The organism is Flavobacterium sp. 38, assembly GCF_057799715.1.
This window is the reverse complement of sequence record NZ_JBYNWZ010000004.1, coordinates 418,297-437,361: the sequence shown is the minus strand read 5'-3', so window position 1 is coordinate 437,361 and position 19,065 is coordinate 418,297. Positions and strand designations below refer to the sequence as shown.

The following is a 19,065-nucleotide window of genomic DNA, read 5'->3' as shown; positions in this document are numbered from 1 at the left end:
AAATTTGAATAATCAATATTTTTAACTTTATCTTTGCAGCAAATTAAGGTTGTGTTTTTAATTTAAAAAATACATTAAAAGGGAATCAAGTAAATTCTTGAGCTGTACCCGCAACTGTAAGCTACGTTCAAAAAATGAATGCTTGCTGTTATCTACAAACCACTGCCACGCCCCTGCGTGATGGGAAGGTAAACAGCAAGACGCAAGCCAGGAGACCTGCCTTTGTAACAATTATCGAGCTCTCGGGAAAAAGAGTGTAGAAGTTATGACTTTAAAAAGACTTTTTACTTTTTGTGTATTTGTAATGTGCCAAATTATTTCGGCGCAAAGCGATTCTATTACCAGTCTTAAAGAGGTTTTTGTTTCAGACAAAAATTTAAAAACCTACTCCGCTTCACAGTCCGTTTTAAAGTTAAACGACTCTGTAATCAATAAAAATGAAGCGCTTCTGACCGATTTATTAAACTTTAATTCGACATTATATTTTAAAGAATACGGACGCGGAATGCTTTCTACAGTTTCTTTTAGAGGAACAACCTCTTCTCAGACAGCTGTCATTTGGAACGGAATAAATATTAATTCCCAAATGAACGGAAGTACCGATTTTAATACAATTTCAGGTTCCGATTATAATTCGATAAGCGTAAAAGCTGGTGGCGGAAGTGTCATTTACGGAAGTGGTGCCGTTGGAGGAACTGTGCATTTAAATAACGATCTGTTGTTTTTTAATCGTTTTGAGAATAATTTAAGACTAGATTACGGTAGTTTTAATACGATTGGGATTAATTATAAAACTTCTATTTCTAACAAAAAATGGAGCACTCAAATCGGTTTTTCTAAAAACAGCTCTACAAACGATTACAAATATTTAAATCGATATACTTGGAGAGGCGAACAGCGCTGGAATCAAAACGGGCAATATGACATTATTACAGTAAGCGCCAATGCTGGATATAAATTCAACGAAAATCATATTTTAAAATTGTATAGTCAGACTTCAAACACCGATCGCAATACTTCTTTGGTGACAGAATCTGAAACAAAAAGTAAGTATGTAAATGGTTTCAATCGAAACTTATTAGAGTATGATGGAAATTTCGGGAAACTGAAAACCAATTTTAAAACTGCTTATATTTTCGAAAACTACCAATATTTTGCAGATAACGCTTCAAAATATTTTACCTACGGAAAAACGGAAAACTTGATTACCAAGTTGGATGTCGATTATCATTTATTCAAATCAACACACATAAACGCAATTGCAGATTACAGCAGAACAAACGGTTACGGAACTAGTTTTGGAAGTCATATTCGAGAAATAAGTTCCGCTGCATTATTGGTTAGACAAGATATTGGCGCTGACTGGAAGACTGAATTTGGCATCAGAAAAGAATTTACTAGCAATTACAAATCACCCGTTTTATTCAATTTAGGTTCTTCGTATAAATTCAACTGGTACAATTTAAAACTAAATATTTCTAGAAATTTCAGAATTCCAACTTACAACGATTTGTATTGGGATCAAGGAGGAAATCCAGATTTAAAACCTGAAAGTTCTTATCAAGGAGAAATTGGCAATGTCTTTACCTTCAAAAATCTGACTTGGACGCAGAATTTCTATTACATGAAAATTACCGATATGCTGCAATGGGTCCCAGGTTCAGGCGGTATTTGGGCTCCACAAAATCAAGATAAAGTAAACAGCTACGGAACCGAGACGCTATTGGGTTGGAAAAAAAGCTACGGCAAAAATATTTTTGCTGCAAATGCTACTTATGCTTATACCGTTTCACAGGATGAGGAAACAAAAAACCAGATATTTTTTGTTCCGTTTCATAAAGCCACAGGAGCATTATCTTATTCTCGAAATAAAATAAGCGCTTATTATCAAGTGCTTTATAACGGTTTTGTCTATACAAGAGCCGACAATAATCCGGACGAAATTATTAATGATTATACGATTTCTAATATCGGAATCGATTATGATCTGAAGTTTTTAGATTCTTTCAAAGTAGGCTTTCAAATTTTGAATCTTTTGAATAAAGATTATGAAAGTTTAGAAAACAGACCGATGCCAGGTCGCAATTTCAATGTGTATTTAACCTTAAAATTTTAATATATGAAGTTTAGTAAATTACTTTTAATAGCGTTAAGCATTTCGTTATTCGCTTCTTGCTCAAGCGATGATGACGATTCTCCGAAAGGTGCTTACGACAATGGTTTTTTCATTTTAAATGAAGGATCTACAGATGCTGGAACTGTATCGTTCTCTAGTAATGATTTCAGTATTTTCACAAAAGATGCTTACAAAGCAGAAAACGGATCTGATGTACTTGGAAAATTTGTTCAAAACATCTTTTTTAGTGGAGACAGAGCTTACATTATTGCTGGAGGATCAAACGTAATCACTATTGTAAATCGTTACACTTTTAAACTAATCGCTAAAGTTGATAGCGGTTTGGCAAATCCAAGATATGGAGTTGTAAAAGACGGAAAAGCGTATGTAACGAATGCGAATTCATACGATGAAGGAATTGGAAGTACAGACGATTATATTGCTGTAATTAATTTAGCAAACAATCTTGTTGAATCTAAAATTAATTTAAACACAACTGGAAACAGAATTATAGAAGAAAACGGAAAATTGTATATTACAGACCCGCTGGGAACTGACAAACTTTCTATCTACAATCTTGCTACAAAAACTTTAGAAGCTCCAGTAACAATTGCCTATGGTTTAGATTCTATTGAAGAAGAAAATGGAAATTTATATATCTTAAAAACTTCTTATACAGAAAGCAACGAAATCATTAAAGTGAAAATTTCTGACAAATCGGTTTCTAAAATCGAAATTCCATTAGCTCAAGGTGTTGCAGGATATTTAGATGTTGAAGACAACAAAATATTTTACACTGTAGGAAGTTCTGTTTATGCTATAGATATCAATGCAACAGCTCCTTCTACAACAGCAATTGTAAATTCACAAGCTAGTTATATCTACGGTTTTTCAGTAGAAAACAACCGTATTTATATTGCAGATGCAGCATTCAATAAAGATAGTAAAGCTTTTATCTACAACTTATCAGGAGTTCTACAAAAAGAATTAACTGTTGGCGTAGGTGCAAACGGATTCTACTTTAACGATTAATTTTATCCTTAGAATTAGTTTTTGTTTTTTTTTATGGAAAAGGCTTTCAGTGATGAAAGCCTTTTCTATTTTCTTTTTAAATCCTAATATTCAAATTCCAAATTCCAATTCAATATTGGAATTTGGAATTTAAATATTGGAATTTTATTATAACCCCTTTACTGGAGGAGCGGTTTGAAAATACATTCCGTGTCTTAATCCATTAATGATTTTTGAATCTGTTAAATAAGGAAGTTCTGGTCCAGAAGTAAAAATTCTTTTTGCAGCAGATCCTGTAATTTTTGAAATAGCCAGACTAAGCAAAGGTTCAGAGGTTTCTCCTAAAACACCAAAAGTATCTATATATTCTGTTTGCTGATATGTAGGTTGTAAACCTTGAGTATAATCTCCAAAACCTACAGAATTAGAAATTTTTAAAACCAAAGGCTGCATCGCGTATTTATGATTTGGATTGATTCCTTTTTTAGAAAAAAGTGTCTCAGAGTCATAAATTGTATACGAACCCACATTTTTACCTGTTGTCGTTTCTCCAATTTGAACTACATTAATATAAGGCTTTAATCCGTTAATAACCAATTCGCTCGCAGAAGCGGTACTTTCCGTCGTAATAATATAAACTGTATTTAAATTTAAACTGTTCAACGCTTTACCGTCAATATTATTTACAAATCTGTAATTCAAATCTTCTAAATCTTCAGCTGTAAATTCTTTCATCAGCTTTGTATTAAACTGCGTTTTAGCAAAAACCTGATCATCAAACTGACCAGTAATCATACTAGAAAGTCTAATTGAAGAAGTAATAGCTCCTCCTCCATTATATCGAAGATCTAAAACTAAATCTGTTACACCCTGAGCTTTCAACTCACCAAATGCTTGATTTAATTTATCATCATATCCTGGGTAAAATCCATTATACATTAAATAACCAATTTTATGGCTTCCAGAAGTAATCACTTTATTTATCAAAATAGGATTTTCTTCTAAAACAGTTTTAGTCAACGCAACCGATTTTCCATTCAAAACGTATCCACTTCCATTATAATCTGCTAAGTTTAAAGTATAATTATCAGAATTTAATAATAATTCCTGATAATTTGAAACAGTCAATTTTACGCCATTCACACTTGTAAACAAGTCTCCACGTTTAATTGCTTTTGTAGAAGCATCCGAATTTGGAATAATGTAGCGCACATAACCCACCACATCATTTGAACTTGCAGCAACACGGCTCAATCTGAAATCGACACCATTATTTTTTGTAACTCCGCTTAATTCCTGCTCTAGAACAGTATAATCGTCAACAATCCAGCTAAAACGGTCAATGGCGTCATTTGGATATTTACTTTCTGGCTTGTACAATAAATCTTCAAACAAATCTTCAGGCTTAGAGTAGCCCTTTAAAAATTGATTAAAATCGGGTTGCAGATTTCGTCCATCGGCTAGATTTGGCACATCGGCCTGCCATAAATAAACTTCATTTAATCCTCTCCAGATAAAATTATTAATCTGTAAGTCTGCTGGAGCAGCAATATCGTCCTGATCTTCACAAGACTGTAAAGAAAAAGCGAACAAAAAGAGTAAAAGAATGCTCTTGAAAGTTGTTTTCATATCGTGTAGGTTTCTATATTCTGAATAAACGTAAAAGTAGTATCTTTAGTTTTAGCTTTATCATTAAAGCAGTATTTTTTTTACATAAAAAAGTCCTAGAGTCACTAAGACAATTAAACCATATAAGTAATATCAGATAATTCAAGCTATTTTAAAATAAGCTTATAACTTACTATGATTAAAAAAACTTTGTGCTTTTGCTGTAACAAATATAATTGCCACTCGTCTTGAGCTAAGAGAATTAAAGCATATAAGATAAATTAATTATTCTAAAATGAACTTATATAACTTAAATGGTTTAAAAAAACTTTGCGCTTTTGCTGTAACAAATATAATTGTGCCTCGTCTTGAATATATAAGCTAACGATTAACCATCCAATTAATGAACCAAGTTGTATTTATAGAATTAGTAAATCCTTTTAAAGACAAAGTTTTTCGTCTGGCAAAAAGATTGCTTACAAGTACTGAAGAGGCCGAAGATGCCACTCAGGAAGTAATGGTAAAATTATGGAACAAAAAAGACAATCTGGATAGTTATAATAGTGTTGAGGCCTTAGCCATGACGATGACCAAAAATTATTGTCTGGATCAGTTAAAATCTAAAAGAGCCAGTAACCTGCAAATTGTTCATAATAACTTTACCGATCGTCAGCCGCAATTGGATAAAAAACTAGAAGATGAAAATACTCTAGAATGGGTCGAAAAAATTATAAATGAGATGCCAGAACAAATGCAACTATTAATTCAGCTTCGGGATGTAGAGCAATATGAATTTGAAGAAATAGCCAAAATCGTAAACATGAACGAAACCGCTATACGAGTGGCACTTTCGAGAGCAAGAAAAAAAATTAGAGAATCAATGACAAATACACACCTTTATGGAACTAAATAAAATAGAAGATTTATTAGCAAAATACTTTCAGGGAGAAACTTCTATTGCCGAAGAAAACCAATTAAAAGAATACTTTTCTTCACCAGATGTTGCGCAGCATTTGGAGCAGTACAAACCTATGTTTGGCTATTTCTCTCAAGCAAAAGAACAGAAATCAACGTATGAAATTCCACTACAATCTAAAAAACGCAATGTAGCGTGGTTATCGATTGCGGCATCAGCTGTTCTTTTACTGGGCATCGGAACTTACTTTTTTGTGAGCGAACAAAACAATACAACTGCAGTGGCTTCGCAAACAGAATTAGGAACTTACGATAATCCCGAAGAAGCTTTAAAAGCAACTCAAAAGGCTTTGGCTTTATTATCAAACAATGTTAATGTAGGTATTGAAAGTGTACAGTACATTAAAGAATATGAACAATCAAAAAACAAAATTTTTAAACAGTAATTAAATTCAATCAAAATGAAAAATTTCATCATAACTTTAGTATTTGCATTCGTTACCACAACTTTCTACGCACAAGGTGCTTTTGACAAATTTGATGGACAAGACGATGTAACCTCAGTAATTGTAAACAAAAAAATGTTTGATTTAATGAGTAAAGTAAAAGTTGATGCTTCTGATAAAGAAACGCAGCAATATATCGCTCTAATCAAAAAATTGGATTACTTAAAAGTGTTTACCACTAAAAACCCAAAAGTCGAAGCCGATATGAAAGCTACTGCCGACAAATATGTAAAAACTGCCGGTCTAGAAGAGTTAATGCGCGTAAATGACAGCGGGAAAAATGTTAGAATAATGGTTAAATCTGGCGCTACAGACACACAGATAAGAGAACTTTTAATGTATGTTGACGGTGCCAAAAACGACGAAACTGTTTTGCTATCTTTAACTGGTAATTTTGATTTAAACGAAATCTCAGTTCTAACAGATAAAATGCAGCTTCCAGGAGGTACTGACTTAAAAAAAGCTTCTAAAAGCAAAAAATAAAAATGAAAACAAAAATCTTCATACTAGCACTTACAGCTCTTCTAACTTTAGGGAGCTGTAATTCTGAACCAACACTGCAAAAGTATTTTGTTGAGAATTCGGAGAAAAAAGATTTCATTGCTTTAGATATTTCGCCAAGCATTTTAAATCTTGAAAAAACTAAACTGTCAGCAGAACAGACTGAAGCGGTTAATTCTTTCGAGAAAATGAATATTATCGCTTTTAAAGCAAATGAAAGCAATCAGACGCAGTTTGAGACAGAAAGAAACAAAGTAAAAGCCATATTAAAAGATCCGAAATATCAGGAATTAATGAAATTTGGTTCTGGTAAAGAAGGTGCTTCTGTAAGCTATGTTGGAAGTGACGATAATATTAAAGAATTTATCATTTTTGCCAATAAAAAAGAAAATGGCTTTGCTGTAGTTCGAGTTTTAGGTCAAGATATGAACCCGAACAACATCATGACTTTAATGTCGGTTTTACAGAAATCTAAAATAGATATGGAGCAGTTGAAACCTTTAGAACAACTGCTAAAAAAATAATCACCCTTACTTTTTTATAATTTAAGAAAGCTCCATTATTGGGGCTTTTCTTTTTCAGATGAAATTATAAAACCTACGTTCCCGCAAGGTTTCCAAAACCTTGCAGGTTTATATTCTTAAAGCTTTTAAAGATTAATTTCAAATACCTACAAGGTTTTGGAAACCTTGCAGGAAAAGAACTTTAATTCGTTATCATTCCATTAGGAATGTCTCATTGGTAAAAAAAATAGAAAATCAGACACATTTACGTTCCGTAGGAACGTTTGTTTGTCAATTATTAAAACGATACCTAAATCAAACGTTCCTACGGAACGTAAACAATGATAAAAACATAATTTTCTACCAATGAAATGTTCCTACGGAACAACATTATAAAAAAAAGGAGCAGTCTAATTAGACTGCTCCTTTTTTTTATATAATAGAATCTGAGATTATTTACTCAAATACATTTTTCTTCTAGAGTACAATTCGTAGAATTGATCGTCTTTTAAGTCATCAATAAACAAGATGCTTTCTCCTGTTGATTTCATTTCTGGCCCTAACGCTTTGTTTACGTTCGGGAATTTGCTGAAAGAGAAAACTGGCTGTTTGATTGCATAACCGTTTAATTGCGGGTTGAAATCAAAGTCAGTTACTTTATTGTGCCCTAACATTACTTTTGTAGCGTAGTTTACGTAAGGCTCTCCGTAAGCTTTCGCGATGAACGGAACCGTTCTAGAAGCTCTTGGGTTTGCCTCGATAATGTAAACTGTATCATCTTTAATCGCAAACTGGATGTTGATTAAACCCACAGTTTTTAAAGCTCTTGCAATTTTATGCGTGTGGTCTTTAATTTGCTGCATTACAAATTCTCCTAAGTTGAAAGGAGGCAATGTTGCGTTACTATCTCCAGAGTGAACTCCACATGGCTCGATATGCTCCATAATTCCGATGATGTAAACATTTCCATCAGCATCACAGATTGCATCAGCTTCTGCTTCGATTGCTCCAGCTAAGTAGTGATCCAGTAATAATTTGTTTCCTGGAATTGCTTTCAACAAGTCGATTACGTGCTCTTCTAATTCTTTTTTGTTGATTACAATTTTCATTCCCTGACCTCCTAATACATAAGAAGGACGAATTAAAAGTGGGAAATCTAAAGTATCTGCTAATTTTGAAGCTTCATCAGCCGTTTCTGCGATTCCGAATCTTGGGAAAGGAATGTGTAATTCAGTCAACAAGTCAGAGAAACGTCCTCTATCTTCTGCTAAATCAAGCGCGTCAAAACTAGTTCCGATGATTTTCACTCCGTATTTAGATAATTTATCAGCCAATTTCAAAGCTGTTTGTCCACCTAACTGAACGATTACACCTTCTGGTTTTTCGTGCTGAATGATGTCATAAATGTGTTCCCAGAAAACTGGTTCGAAGTATAATTTATCAGCCGTATCAAAGTCAGTTGAAACCGTTTCAGGATTACAGTTAATCATGATGGTTTCGTAACCGCATTCTTTTGCTGCCAAAACTCCGTGTACACAAGAGTAATCAAACTCGATTCCTTGTCCGATTCTGTTTGGTCCAGAACCTAAAACAATTACTTTCTTTTTCTCTGTAACGATACTTTCGTTGTCTACAAAACGTTCTCCGTTTGATTTTTCAATTTCAGCTTCAAAAGTTGAGTAGTAATAAGGAGTCTGCGCTTTAAACTCAGCCGCACAAGTATCAACCAATTTGAATACACGGTTAATTTTTTGCTCCATACGTAAAGTGTGAACTTCACTTTCCAAGCAATTCATCATGTGTGCCAATTGTCTGTCAGCAAAACCTTTTTGTTTCGCTTCCAACAATAATTCTTTTGGAAGATCTGAAACTTTATAGTTTGAAATTTCTTTTTCTAAAGTGTAAAGCTCTTCGTATTGTTTCAAGAACCACATATCGATTCTTGTAATTTCATGAATTGTACTCAAAGGAATTCCCATTGCGATTGCATCGTAGATTACGAAAACACGATCCCAGCTTGCGTGAGTCAGTTTATCGATAATCAATTCGTAATCTTTGTATCCTTTTCCGTCAGCTCCTAAACCATTTCTCTTAATCTCTAAAGATTGAGTTGCTTTATGAAGTGCCTCTTGGAAAGAACGTCCGATTCCCATAACCTCACCTACAGATTTCATCTGAAGACCTAAAGTTCTGTCTGAACCTTCAAATTTATCGAAGTTCCAACGTGGTATTTTTACAATTACATAATCTAAAGTCGGTTCGAAAAGAGCCGAAGTAGATTTTGTAATTTGGTTTTGCAATTCATCTAAGTTATATCCTAAAGCTAATTTCGAAGCGATTTTAGCAATTGGATAACCAGTCGCTTTTGATGCTAAAGCAGAAGAACGAGATACACGAGGGTTAATCTCGATAGCTACGATATCTTCTTTTTCGTCTGGCGAAACTGCAAATTGTACGTTACATCCTCCCGCAAAGTTTCCGATGCTTCTCATCATTAAGATAGCATAGTCACGTAATTTTTGGAAAGTTGTATCTGATAATGTCATCGCTGGCGCAACTGTAATCGAATCTCCAGTATGGATTCCCATTGGGTCCATGTTTTCGATAGAACAGATAATTACAACGTTGTCATTTTTATCTCTTAACAGCTCTAATTCATATTCTTTCCATCCCATCAAAGCTTTGTCAATTAAAACTTCGTGAATTGGAGAAGCTTCAAGACCTCTTGTTAAAAGCTCATCAAAATCTTCTTTTTTGTAAACCACAGCTGCTCCAGTTCCTCCAAGTGTAAACGAAGGGCGAATTACAAGCGGGAAACCAAATTCTTGAGCGATTTCTTTTCCTTCTAAGTAAGAAGTAGCTGTTTTTGCTGGTGCAGTTGGCACTTTAATTTTTTCTAAAAGCTGTTTAAACTGCTCTCTGTCTTCTGTAATATTGATTGCGTTAACATCAACACCGATCAATCTTACTCCGAAATCTTGCCAGATTCCTTTTTCTTCAGCTTCCAAACACAAGTTTAAAGCCGTTTGTCCTCCCATTGTTGGCAAAACAGCATCAATTTGTGGATGCTCCTTAAGAATTTCAATAATCGATTTTGTAGTTAATGGTTTCAAATAAATATGATCGGCCATAGATGGGTCGGTCATAATCGTCGCTGGATTCGAGTTAATCAAGATAACTTCAATCCCTTCTTCACGAATCGAACGTGCAGATTGAGATCCTGCATAATCGAATTCGCAAGCTTGACCAATAACAATAGGTCCTGAACCTATTATTAAAACGGATTTAATTGATGTGTCTTTAGGCATTTTGTATGTATTGTGTAGTTATAAAAAGTCTTCTAAAAAACATTCGTAGTCTATTCTAAACTAGAATGTTGGGAAAATTATTACCGACAAGGTATAAAAAAAGGCGATACTAAAAAAGTAATCGCCTTATGTATGTTTATACAAACATTATTTTTTGTGTCTAGGCTCGCTAGAAACAGTTAATTTATGTCTTCCTTTTGCTCTTCTACGCGCTAGAACTTTTCTTCCATTCGCAGAAGCCATTCTGTCCATAAATCCGTGCTTATTTCTTCTTTTTCTTTTCGATGGTTGAAATGTTCTTTTGCTCATTGCTTTGTATCTTTAAAAATGGTATCTATTAACTCTTTATTTTGGCTTTGGATATCGTTATTCAAAAACCGAGTGCAAATATACAAAGCTTTTTTTTTCTGGCAAGCACTTTTATAAAAATATTTTTAATTCATTTTACTATATTTGCAATCACAAATTTACAACAATTATGTTTCACAAAAATATTAAACTTATTTTGGCCGGACTTCTAGTGGTGGCGGGCATTTGGCAATTTACAGAAAGTAATATCGGAAATGGAATTTTTCTTATATTATTGACTGCGATTCCAATTTTTCTTTATTTTAAAAACGAATTTATCCTTTTAGCTTTCCTTAAATTAAGAAAACAAGACTTTGAAGGCGCTAATAAATGGTTATCATATATCAAAAATCCTGAAGGTGCATTAGTAAGAAAACAACAAGGTTACTTAAATTACTTACAAGGTATCATGTTATCTCAAACCAATATCAACCAAGCAGAGAAACATTTCAAAAAAGCAATCGAACTTGGACTATCAATGGATATGGATTTAGCTGTAGCTAAATTAAACCTTGCCGGAGTTGCAATGTCACGCAGAAGAAAGCTTGAGGCAACTAATCTGTTAAACGAAGCTAAAAAGCTAGATAAACAAGGAATGCTGAAAGAACAGATTACTATGATGAAAGAGCAAATGAAGAAAATCTAAACTTCTTTAAATTACAATATTTTAAATCCCAAATTCCCCCGAAGCGTCGGGACGAATTTGGGATTTTTTTTTGATTTTTATTAATAAGCCATGACTACATTTGAGAGTTGTGATAAATTTATAAACTTCATCCAACAATTCCATTTCATCTTCAGGAAGTAATTATAATGCAAGCTCAAGTAACAGCATTACATCAATCTCAGTTTGCTGTTCTTTCTCTAATGCCGAATACAGTGCATCTTCTTTTTTATAAACTTGAAGCCCATATCTAATCATTCCTGCTTTTTCTAAAAGGCTGCGCTGCGTTTTTGCTCTATTGTTTAAATAGTCGTTTTCTGCAGAAACAATATATTTGGTATTGTCAAAGTTTGGCTGTTCTTCGGTGCAGGAGATGAGGAAGTTTTCTTTGTTTACCACAAAATCCATTCCGCCGCCATCGGTAAGTATAAAGTGAGATATCCCGGCATAATTATTTTTAAGTGGCACAGTTAGCACTGCTTTTCCTTCTCCATCTAGCTTGCCAGTGGCGATCGTGTCTTTTTTAGCACCTTTTTCGAGTACATACACATATTATTTACCTGCATAATGCGTAAAAGTAAGGTTTATCGTCTGCGGCTGCATAACGTTGGTAAAACCCAAAATGGCCACCATTTTTAATAGCAGTTTATTCATGACATTATTATAAGATTTACACTATAGTAGTTGTTTTCATAAATTAGAAATACGCCTTTCATAACTGCCCGTAGACAGTATATGAAAAGCGTAGTTTCTTTTTCTCTACTTATTTTAAGTTATCCTCATAGGTTTTACTTTTTTCATTCTTTAAATTAAATGTTTTAAGTAAACATCCTGTTAATTTAGCGAGATACAACGAATTTTTGTTTTGCAATCAGTACAACTAAGAGGCAAAGAAGCAGCGGTAGAATTAAAACTAGCGACATGAATCGTATAACCAGCATAAGTACTCCAAAACATAATAGGATAATTAAACCCACGATCTACATTATTTGCACTGAATTGCGAAGCATTAGGAAACATTAAATTGTTGCCCAGCATAGTACCTCCGTATCCACTAAAGTCTTTGGTGCCAACGAAACTTAGCTTGTTATTTTTTGCTACTCCATTCCATTCTTCATAAGTTGGCACTCTATAACCATCAGGACAAGGGTCCGAAGCCGTTTTGGCACCAGTAGTATCATACCATCCTCTACTTACGTATGTTGCAGTCGGTGTTTTTGCCCCCTGTGAATAATTATCTCCCAACAAACCTGGTACCGGTGTAAAAGGATCTAAAGACTGGTCTGCTCCTAAATTATGGCACATAAACTCTTTCCACTGTGTAGCGCTGATATATGCACCACAGCACGCACAGTCTTTGATCTTAGCAGTTAGTTTTACGGTTTTATCTGTACCTGTACCTGATGCATTATCATTATAAATTGCATAGATATCTACAGAAAGTGCACTTGTCGCGTCTTTTCCTTTAGCATCTCCTGTTCCTGCGCTGCCACTGCTTAATGTTGACTTATAAACCAATACTGCAGTTTGTGCACCCGTTACGTTAGTTGCCTGTGATTTGTCAACAGTTGGAGTCAGAGACTGTACGATATGACCGCTATACGATTCTACATACACAAAACGCACTTTACTTACTGTACCGCTTGGAGTAAACGTATAAGTCTGTGTATTGGTTGCTGTTAAGTTAAAATCTGATTTATTAGGCAGACGGCTTGCCAATGAACCACAAGAAACTCCGTCATTGCTTTCTGCAATATCAAAACAGGTTTTACCGCTCAAAGAACCCGATCCTGTTGGTATAGAAGCAGGATTTTGTGCCGCTACTACTGTAAACACTGGTGAAATTCCTGTTTTATTTCCTGCACAGCCATTCGTTACCACACAATACAGATAAGAAGTACCAACTGCGGTTGGCGTATAAGTGTAAGCAGCTGTTGTAGCTCCGCTTATAGCTGTTCCTCCAGTACTGCTTGCGCTAGTGTTGCTGTACCATTGGTAAGTTGCACTAACAGCGCTTGAGGCAGTCACTTTTAAATCTACCGATTTGTTTGCTACTGTATTTTGCGATATAGCAGACTGTGCTGTTACTACTGGCGTAGGGCAGTCATTGTTTAATATGATCGCAAGTTCTGCTGGCACTGAAGTACCACAGCTGTTTATTGCTGTTACTTTAATGGTAACTGTTAAGCCATCCGTTCCGCTAGCCGGAAGCTGTACCGAAACACTTGCGCCAGAACCTGTCACAACCGCTCCGTTATCTGCTGTCCAAGTGTATGATGTTGCCGGACCAAACTCAATAGCGGTCTGCAAGGTTACTTTTGCTCCAAATACCGCTGTAGCTGGTTTGGTTACAAAAGTGACTACCGGTAAGCTGGAAAGCGTACTAGAGATTGTTTTTGTTGCCAGCGTACTGGTACAACCAGTAGTATTTGTTACTGTTCCGCTGTATACTGAACCTGGTGTAGTTACCGTAATGGTAGCTGCTGTTTCGGTCATTTTTACATTATCCTTGTACCAGGTATATGTATAAGTTCCCGGTGTAGCTGGCACTAATGTCAAATCGGTGCTTCCATCGCAAAGAGTTGCATTTCCTGTAATATTAGGCTGTTGCGGTGTGCTGCCGCTTACAATGCTTTTTTCGATTACACTAGCTTCTGCAGGACATTTAGAACCGCTGTTATCTGTAGCAACCATACGCAGTGACATCGTAGTCTGTCCGCTTGGCACTATATATGGGTTTGTCGTAATAACATCATTGCCATTATACCATGTATAGGTAACACCATCTAATTTGTTGGCAATGCTTAAATTTAAAGATCCTCCGGCACAGAAAGAACTGAACGTATTTAACGCTACACCATTTACCAATACATCTCCTGCTGCAACATTTACTTGTCCTGTTGCTGCACTTTTTGTTATTGTTAGAATATTAGACTGTTTAGAATAACAGCTGCCATCTTTTACGGCTGCGAACCATTCGCCCACATTGCTGTCTCCAGAGATATCTATGTTCGCACCTGTTTGTCCTTCTACTCCATTATGAAACCAAACAACAGTACCGCTACCCGCTCCAGTTGCTGAAAGTTTCACAGCATTGGTTCCGCAGATTACTCCGTTATTAGAAGCCATTATACTGATGCTTCCCGGTGCTGCTGTTGAAGATTCTGTTACATTACGTTCGTTTGCTGCATTGGTATTACATCCTACAGCACCCATAGAAATATTGTATTTTCCTTTTTGGTTCGCAATATAATACGATACTCCGCGCGCTACCTCGATACCGTTGCGTGTCCAGATTAATTTATCCAGATTTGCAGTATTTGAAGGCACTGATAAATACACAGAACCTCCTGCACATAATGTTAAAGATGATGCACTCGTTGGCGAGATTGTTGGCGCAGTATATGACATAGAATTACACTCTACTCCATTTTGTGAGAATAAAAATTCTTTATACAGACTTGTACATGTGCTTGTCACACGCACTAAAACCGTATGTGTGCTTACCGTTTCGTTTGGCAAGAAAGCAATTTTGAAACTTCCGTTGCTCTCATCCACATCATATAATGATGCGTATTGACTGCCTGCTGTAATTACAATCGAGAAAGGTCCATTTGGGCAGTCAGGATCGGTGATGTTAAAAGTGCTATCGCAGCCTGTACCATCAGCAGGAATATTAATACAAGGGTCAGGACTAATAGTAGCCTGTGATGTTCCTTCACACAAACTTACCCAGCGTGCTTTATTCCAATACTCTACACAGCCTGTTGTTTTATTATAGATCGTAAGACCTTCAGACCTTCCCCTTTATCATTCCCTTTTACGGCAAATGCATTGCGCTCTGCAGTGGTCATTTGAGGCAGCCTAAGCCCGCCTTTGTTCAGCAGTTCCAGAACAGAGAAAGCCTCGGGCTCTTTTTTTCCTCCTATCGTCATCTGAGCCTCCATGTTTACCGAAAATAATATGGCCAGAAGCATCAGCCACATCGAAAATAGATTTTTCTTCATTATCTAATTATTAAATTGTTTTAAATTGAAGCTTTTTTTAAATAGTAAAAAATAACAGATTACAAAATATACAGTGCTGTTAATCAGCTATTGGCAAACCGTTTTTAAACTTCTTTTTTTAGTTTTATTTATTATTCAACTATAAGGACGAAATAACAGGCTATTGTTATAAGAGCTTGTCATTTCTTTTTATTGTAGTATTCTTTTTCATTGCGTTTTATTAAAAAAATTCGATTAAATTATAGCTGACGCATTACCAGCCTGTATGTTATTCCTGTTTATTTTGAAATTCTTTTTTATTCCAAAAGATTCAGGTACTGTTTTCAATTTTACCATTATCTTTTAAGCATCTGCCTCAGTATATTTTCAAATAATTGCTAGTAATACTTTTAATGTATTACTATTTTCATCCCTCTTCATTCCGTTCATTTAATACTACATAGGGTTTTGCCCTATAAGAAAAAAATCTTACAAAGCAGAATGATGATGGTCTGAAAATTTTAATAAATCGCAAAAAAAGCAAGTAGTGCTTTTCTTATAAGGCGTTTAGTTTGTAAAATCCCTAATAAAACTTGGGTGCTATATTAGAGTCTAAATATATTAGTGCAGCGGTGTGGTATTGCCGCAGTAATAGTAATTTGTATGCCTGTTTTTAGGCTTAATTGCAGGTTGTGATTTTTTAGCATTTGTACAAAACAAATAGTACCAATATTATCTATACCCTTTTTTATCTTGTTTTGCCGCAATATTATATTTTACTGCTATCACTCCTATTTGTGACTGCTATTGTATAAATTTACGCCTTGAAACGAAGATTAATATTTTTTTTAAACGAATATCAATAGTGTACCATACTATGTAATGGTTACCAATATTTTTTTAATTAAAATTTCATAATCATATCTTTAATAATTTTGCTTACTTGATCTTCTAATAAGATTGAAAACTGTATCCTTGTTTACTTCCTCCATGATCAAATAATCTTCTTTGATCTTATTTGCCGTCATCCCCTGCACAGATCCATTAATACTTTTGCGTATGTAATACTTTGACACGCCATACTTTATAAACAGGGCTTCCAAAATATTAGAATCATAGGATTTGTAAATTTTTGTCTTACTTTTACCCATAGCTTTATTTGTTAAAACGTAGCAAAGATATAAACTAGTTTACAATAAAACAAGAAAAAAAACTAAAATTCCTACAATTAATACATAGATGACTGAGTTACAGAGAATTAAAATAAGCTTAAAAACATTAATAAGTTTAGGTGTTGCAAAAAACCAGGAAGAGATTGGAAGGTTATTAGGATACTCAAATAAGTCATCTTTTTCTCAAGTAATCAATGGTATTGTTAACCTGCCTGCTGATTTTGTAGACAGATTATGCCATCTAAATTCAGCAATCAATAAAGAATGGATTAAAACAGGAAAAGGCAATATTCTGGAAAATAACAACAGTACTAACAAAAGTTATAATGGAGAGAATATTACTATAAATACAAATTACAGCGATAGTACATATCTAAAAAATCAGGGGCTATCTTTAATTTCTCCCGAAACTATGATTGAGTACAATTCTGGAAACAAAGATATTACAACGCAACTTAGAAAAGATTTTGTTATTCCAACTTTTAAAGGATCTGATTATTTGATTACCGTGATAGGCAATACTATGTATCCAAAATATAATAATGGCGACATCGTTGCCTGTAAACATCTATCGCAGACTACTTTTTTTCAATGGAATAAAGTATATGTAGTAAATACAGCACAGGGCATTCTGGTGAAAAGGATTTGCAAATCCAATAACCCAGATTTTATCACAATTGTCAGCGATAATAAAGAGTATGATTCGTTCGAATTGGCCAAATCTGAAATACTGTCTGTTGCGATTGTAACTGGGGTAATTAGACTAGAATAATACCTTGTTACTTTCAAAAATATAAACTTATTTATATTTTTCTCAATAAGATTCCCCAAAAAAGGGTCTTTTTTCTAAATTATTTTCTTGAATACTTTAGATAAAAAATAAATAAAATCTTACTTTTTATTTATTTAACAAAATTATCTTGAATGAGATAACAATATTGCGAATAACTTTGTTTCTTGATCTTTGTCAAAATTTTTGAACTTTGACAAAGTTGAGCTCTAAACTGTCGATAATAAAGAGAGCTGGAATTAGAAACCTGTCAGGTTTACTTTGCGCAAACTTTGTCAAGGCTTGGAATTTGGAATTTCAAAAATTGGAATTTTCATATTTTAATCTTCTAATATTATCGAAGGCAAATTCTCATTCAGCCATTTATATTTATTTAATATCATAATATGAGTTCCGCCTTTTACCAGAATACATTTATCAATATATTTTATTGGAAAAACTTCATCTTGATCGCCGTGAATGTGAATCACGCTTTCATCAATTTTATCTCTATCCCATAAAATCACGCTTTCTACCGCCCATTGCAGATAACCTAAATCGCGGACAGATAAAAATTTCTCGTACAATTTTATTCTCTTATTGACTTTTTCGCCAAAAGAAAACTTAGCTAACTTCTCAACATTAAGAATTAACTGCATCGGGATGAGTTTATAAGCTTTCGTTCTCTTCCCTATTTTCATTCTCCTCGGGAATTCCAGATTACTTCTAACACTCGATATAATAATTACTTTTCTTGTTTTTATATGTTTAGAAATTTCCTGCACCAGAATTCCACCAAAAGAAACCCCAATTAAAACTGGATTTTCATGCTGTATTTTTTTACTAATTCGAAGCGCATAATCTGACAACGATTCTTTCGGATTCGGAATTTCCCACTCCAAAAGATACATATCAAAAACATCTTCATCCAATTTTATCCTTTCAAAAATAGATGAACTTGCTGCCAAACCTGGCATAAAATAAACTGGAATTTTACTCATAGCACCAAAAGAGATTACGATTACAATTATTATTTCTAAAACTAAAATTAGCTTTTTTACTGTAATCTTAATCAAAATTCAAGCCTTAATTATGTAATCGATTCCAAAAAAAAGAAACGAATCACAACGCTTCTTTAAAATTTTATTTAATATTGAAAATCAAATGATTACCTTTGCATTTCGAAATATTTATTGACTTTAAAACTTATAAAGAGTTTTCTTTCAAAAATGTTTTGAAATCCCAAATTCGCTATTTACCAATAACCTAACAAGAAATTACTATGGAAACATCTGTAACTATGGAAATCAAAGACAACACATTTGCACGCCAATTCGAAACTGTCATCCCTGAAGGAATGTTAGCAGTTGAGTATTCATTTCAAGAAAAAAAGATCTTTTTAACCAAAATCAACAAGCCCGATTCTTACGAGAACGAAGAAGCAATCAACACTTTGCTAAAAAATATTTTAGAATTAAGTTCTGAAAAAAATTACAGAGTAGTTCCTATCCATCCGAAAATTGTTTCTTTTTTCAAAAAAAATCCTAGATACAAAGAATTACTTCCTCCGGGAATCAGAATCTAAAAATCGCCGATAATACGGAATCTTAATAATTATTAAGAAATAAAAAAAGCACAAGGTAATTCTTGTGCTTTTA

The 19,065-nt window shown here is 34.2% G+C and carries 16 protein-coding genes and 1 riboswitch; of the genes, 9 read left to right on the top strand and 7 right to left on the bottom strand.

Annotated features, from left to right (window positions below):
* The first annotated feature begins 29 nt into the window (after window positions 1–29).
* Window positions 30–238: riboswitch (cobalamin riboswitch) on the top strand.
* Window positions 239–265: 27 nt separating this feature from the next.
* Both AC3E9W_RS13235 and AC3E9W_RS13230 read left to right on the top strand, forming a co-directional pair.
* A complete protein-coding gene (locus AC3E9W_RS13235) occupies window positions 266–2,116 on the top strand; it encodes a TonB-dependent receptor plug domain-containing protein (protein ID WP_488768721.1) in 1,851 nt (616 codons plus the stop codon).
* Window positions 2,117–2,119: 3 nt separating this feature from the next.
* Window positions 2,120–3,148, top strand: coding sequence for a YncE family protein (locus tag AC3E9W_RS13230; RefSeq protein ID WP_488768720.1), 1,029 nt, complete (start codon window positions 2,120–2,122; stop codon window positions 3,146–3,148).
* Window positions 3,149–3,295: 147 nt separating this feature from the next.
* Here the strand turns inward: AC3E9W_RS13230 and AC3E9W_RS13225 are convergent, their stop codons facing one another.
* Complete coding sequence (locus AC3E9W_RS13225) at window positions 3,296–4,756, bottom strand: S41 family peptidase (protein ID WP_488768719.1); 1,461 nt, start codon at window positions 4,754–4,756, stop codon at window positions 3,296–3,298.
* 382 nt (window positions 4,757–5,138) lie between these two features.
* Here AC3E9W_RS13225 and AC3E9W_RS13220 point away from each other — a divergent pair, with 382 nt between their 5' ends.
* The 4 genes from AC3E9W_RS13220 to AC3E9W_RS13205 are packed head-to-tail and all read left to right on the top strand — an operon-like array spanning window position 5,139 to window position 7,181.
* Window positions 5,139–5,648 (top strand): RNA polymerase sigma factor, encoded by a 510-nt coding sequence (locus AC3E9W_RS13220; protein WP_488768718.1) that lies wholly within the window; start codon window positions 5,139–5,141, stop codon window positions 5,646–5,648.
* Window positions 5,635–6,096, top strand: coding sequence for a hypothetical protein (locus tag AC3E9W_RS13215; RefSeq protein WP_488768717.1), 462 nt, complete (start codon window positions 5,635–5,637; stop codon window positions 6,094–6,096). Before AC3E9W_RS13220 ends, AC3E9W_RS13215 begins: the two co-directional genes overlap by 14 nt.
* Before the next feature lie 15 nt (window positions 6,097–6,111).
* Window positions 6,112–6,639, top strand: a complete 528-nt coding sequence (locus tag AC3E9W_RS13210; protein ID WP_306159003.1) for a DUF4252 domain-containing protein — start codon at window positions 6,112–6,114, stop codon at window positions 6,637–6,639.
* Window positions 6,640–6,641: 2 nt separating this feature from the next.
* Complete coding sequence (locus AC3E9W_RS13205) at window positions 6,642–7,181, top strand: DUF4252 domain-containing protein (protein ID WP_306159005.1); 540 nt, start codon at window positions 6,642–6,644, stop codon at window positions 7,179–7,181.
* 431 nt (window positions 7,182–7,612) lie between these two features.
* On the opposite strand, the gene carB is transcribed toward AC3E9W_RS13205, so the two are convergent.
* Together carB and rpmH are read right to left on the bottom strand one after the other, a co-directional pair.
* Window positions 7,613–10,468, bottom strand: coding sequence for a carbamoyl-phosphate synthase large subunit (carB, locus tag AC3E9W_RS13200; RefSeq protein ID WP_488768715.1), 2,856 nt, complete (start codon window positions 10,466–10,468; stop codon window positions 7,613–7,615).
* 147 nt (window positions 10,469–10,615) lie between these two features.
* Window positions 10,616–10,777, bottom strand: coding sequence for a 50S ribosomal protein L34 (gene rpmH, locus AC3E9W_RS13195; RefSeq protein ID WP_008464848.1), 162 nt, complete (start codon window positions 10,775–10,777; stop codon window positions 10,616–10,618).
* 169 nt (window positions 10,778–10,946) lie between these two features.
* On the opposite strand from rpmH, the gene AC3E9W_RS13190 reads away from it, so the two are divergent.
* Window positions 10,947–11,462: a DUF2892 domain-containing protein gene (locus tag AC3E9W_RS13190; RefSeq protein WP_276172333.1), complete on the top strand. Its 516-nt coding sequence runs from the start codon at window positions 10,947–10,949 to the stop codon at window positions 11,460–11,462.
* A 162-nt stretch (window positions 11,463–11,624) separates the two neighbouring features.
* On the opposite strand, the gene AC3E9W_RS13185 is transcribed toward AC3E9W_RS13190, so the two are convergent.
* The 3 genes from AC3E9W_RS13185 to AC3E9W_RS13175 all read right to left on the bottom strand — a co-directional run bounded on the left by AC3E9W_RS13185 (window position 11,625) and on the right by AC3E9W_RS13175 (window position 15,487).
* On the bottom strand, window positions 11,625–12,029 hold the full coding sequence (locus AC3E9W_RS13185; protein ID WP_488768714.1) for a hypothetical protein: 405 nt from the start codon (window positions 12,027–12,029) through the stop codon (window positions 11,625–11,627).
* Between the two features lie 285 nt (window positions 12,030–12,314).
* Window positions 12,315–15,206, bottom strand: coding sequence for a hypothetical protein (locus AC3E9W_RS13180; protein ID WP_488768713.1), 2,892 nt, complete (start codon window positions 15,204–15,206; stop codon window positions 12,315–12,317).
* A gap of 29 nt (window positions 15,207–15,235) precedes the next feature.
* Window positions 15,236–15,487, bottom strand: coding sequence for a hypothetical protein (locus AC3E9W_RS13175; protein ID WP_488768712.1), 252 nt, complete (start codon window positions 15,485–15,487; stop codon window positions 15,236–15,238).
* Window positions 15,488–16,705: 1,218 nt separating this feature from the next.
* On the opposite strand from AC3E9W_RS13175, the gene AC3E9W_RS13170 reads away from it, so the two are divergent.
* Window positions 16,706–17,410, top strand: coding sequence for a S24 family peptidase (locus AC3E9W_RS13170; RefSeq protein ID WP_306159046.1), 705 nt, complete (start codon window positions 16,706–16,708; stop codon window positions 17,408–17,410).
* Window positions 17,411–17,748: 338 nt separating this feature from the next.
* Here AC3E9W_RS13170 and AC3E9W_RS13165 read toward each other — a convergent pair whose 3' ends face one another.
* Window positions 17,749–18,408 carry an alpha/beta hydrolase family protein gene (locus AC3E9W_RS13165; protein WP_488768770.1) on the bottom strand — a complete coding sequence of 220 codons (660 nt, stop codon included), beginning with the start codon at window positions 18,406–18,408 and terminating at the stop codon, window positions 17,749–17,751.
* Window positions 18,409–18,707: 299 nt separating this feature from the next.
* Here AC3E9W_RS13165 and AC3E9W_RS13160 point away from each other — a divergent pair, with 299 nt between their 5' ends.
* Window positions 18,708–18,992, top strand: coding sequence for a GNAT family N-acetyltransferase (locus AC3E9W_RS13160; protein ID WP_125722681.1), 285 nt, complete (start codon window positions 18,708–18,710; stop codon window positions 18,990–18,992).
* Window positions 18,993–19,065: the final 73 nt, after the last annotated feature.